This window comes from Caulobacter segnis, from assembly GCF_003243465.1.
In the GTDB taxonomy this organism is placed as follows: domain Bacteria; phylum Pseudomonadota; class Alphaproteobacteria; order Caulobacterales; family Caulobacteraceae; genus Caulobacter; species Caulobacter segnis_A.
This window is the reverse complement of the sequence record NZ_QFQZ01000154.1, coordinates 1-2,251: the sequence shown is the minus strand read 5'-3', so window position 1 is coordinate 2,251 and position 2,251 is coordinate 1. Positions and strand designations below refer to the sequence as shown.

The following is a 2,251-nucleotide window of genomic DNA, read 5'->3' as shown; positions in this document are numbered from 1 at the left end:
GCGTCCTGCTGATCGGCCTGTTCGACCGCTGGGCCGAGCCCGCCGATCGCGCCCCGCGCGATAACGATTGATCCCGAGGCCTGTTTGCGAGACCCTCGTTCTATAAAAGAACAAGGGAGGTAGCTCAGTGCTGATTTCTCAAATCCTCAAGGACAAGGGTGATCTGGTGTTCACGGCCTCCCCCCAGGAGACCGTCGGCGCCGCGGCCGCGCTTTTGCATACGCGTCGTGTCGGCGCCATGGTGGTGGTCGACGAGACCGAGGCGGTGGTCGGCATTCTGTCCGAGCGCGACATCGTCCGGGCGATCGCCAAGGAAGGGGCCACGGCCCTGACCAAGCCGATCTCCAGCTGCATGAGCGCCAAGGTGATCTTCGCCGAACCCCATGAAACCGTCGAAGCCATGCTTGAGCGGATGACCGATCGTCGGATCCGCCACCTGCCGGTGGTGAAGGGCGGTCGCCTGGCGGGCATCATCTCGATCGGCGATCTCGTGAAGCACAAGATCAGCGAGGCCCAGGCCGAGGCCGATGGCCTGAAGGCCTATATCGCCGCGGGCTGACAGGCTCCGCCTCTCTAGGAGGAGAGGGGGCGCTCTCAGCCCTCGATGAGTTCTGCGCCGGCGCCTTGGGCGGCGTCGGCCAGGCTGTAGCCCTCGAGGACGGCGGCCGTGGCGTCGCGCGCCCTGAGCAGGGCTTCGCGCAAGGCGCAGGTGGCGATGTCGCGACAGTCCTCGCAGCGCCGGAAGGCCGTGCGGCTGACGCAGGGTGTCAGGGCCAGCGGGCCGTCGACCAGGCGAATGATCTCGGCGAAGCTGATCTGGTCCGGCGCGCGGCCCAATATATAGCCGCCGAACTTGCCGCGGCGGCTGACGACCAGCCCCTCGCGGGAGAGGGAGAGCAGGATCGCCTCCAGGAACTTGCGCGGCGCGTCCGCGCGCTCGGCCAGCTCGCCGGCCGTGACCTGCCCGTTCTCACGAGCCAGTTCGATCATCGCGCGCAGGGCGTAGCGCGCCTTCTGGGACAACATGGACGCCGGTGACCTTGTTCAGGCGCGCCGCAGCGCGTCTCCTAAAGAGCGTTCAGCCTTCTGAGCGAGGCTTTGTCACGACGCAAGCCTCGCGTGACGTTGTTCATGCACAGGGGAATGGCCCTTCTGGGGATAAGCCGGCCATTTCAGGCTTGCGGGCCCGGGGAGGGGGCTCTAGAAGCCGCCCCTCGCTTCGGGGCCGCGGCCGCTGAACGGAACATCCGCCCCTCGGGGCTTGCGTTTCGAGCAGCACGTCGCTAAGTTCCGCAGCCTCAATCGAATCTCTTTCCTCTCTTGGCGCTCCTCATGGCGCGCTTCGGGTGGCTTTTGCGCTCTAAAGTGGCCTCGGCCTCAAGTAGAGAAAAAGAAAAAGGGGCGGTTGACCTGGGAATTCGGTTTCGCTAGAAGCCGCGCTCCCTGAAATACGGAAGCCGCCGCAAGGTTGCTGAAGTATTTCACTCCAGAAGAGCTTCTCTTTCTTTTGAAAAAGATGCTTGACTGGCTCCGGTGACTTCTTTAGAAGCTGCCGGCTCCGCCGAAAGCCTCCTGGGCTGGCAAGCGGAACGAAGTCGAAAAGTTTTGAAAAAAACGATTTGACACGGAAAACGAGGTTGGATAGATAGCCGCCTCCGCCGACACCGGGCGCTAAACGGTGGGGCCGCTGAGGCGGTCCGGGTCTTTGACATTGTTGATTTGGAAAGAGAAACGCAGGCGGCGGCGCTCTGGCGGTTCACTCTACGGAGTGGATCATTTGGCGCTGACGTAATGCGGTCTCTTGAAGACACCATTTATACGCCGATTGGCTCTTCGGAGTTGGTCGGAGTGTGATGGGAACTCGTCAAGATACTATGCAAACCAGATACGCAGTTCGGATTTTCCTCCGAACTAAATAGCTGGAGTCAATGTCAACTCAACCTGAGAGTTTGATCCTGGCTCAGAGCGAACGCTGGCGGCAGGCCTAACACATGCAAGTCGAACGGATCCTTCGGGATTAGTGGCGGACGGGTGAGTAACACGTGGGAACGTGCCCTTTGGTTCGGAACAACTCAGGGAAACTTGAGCTAATACCGGATGTGCCCTTCGGGGGAAAGATTTATCGCCATTGGAGCGGCCCGCGTCTGATTAGCTAGTTGGTGGGGTAAAGGCCCACCAAGGCGACGATCAGTAGCTGGTCTGAGAGGATGATCAGCCACATTGGGACTGAGACACGGCCCAAACTCCTACG

At 61.5% G+C, this 2,251-nt stretch carries 2 protein-coding genes and 1 rRNA gene; 2 read left to right on the top strand and 1 reads right to left on the bottom strand.

What is annotated here, in order from left to right; all coding sequences use genetic code 11:
• Window positions 1-127 precede the first annotated feature (127 nt).
• Entirely contained in the window at window positions 128-559 is a 432-nt protein-coding gene (locus DI526_RS23350) for a CBS domain-containing protein (protein ID WP_304283431.1), read from the top strand.
• Window positions 560-594: 35 nt separating this feature from the next.
• On the opposite strand, the gene DI526_RS23345 is transcribed toward DI526_RS23350, so the two are convergent.
• Window positions 595-1,026: an Rrf2 family transcriptional regulator gene (locus DI526_RS23345; protein ID WP_304283429.1), complete on the bottom strand. Its 432-nt coding sequence runs from the start codon at window positions 1,024-1,026 to the stop codon at window positions 595-597.
• 911 nt (window positions 1,027-1,937) lie between these two features.
• Here DI526_RS23345 and DI526_RS23340 point away from each other — a divergent pair.
• Window positions 1,938-2,251: ribosomal RNA gene (locus tag DI526_RS23340) — 16S ribosomal RNA — on the top strand; the annotation flags it as partial.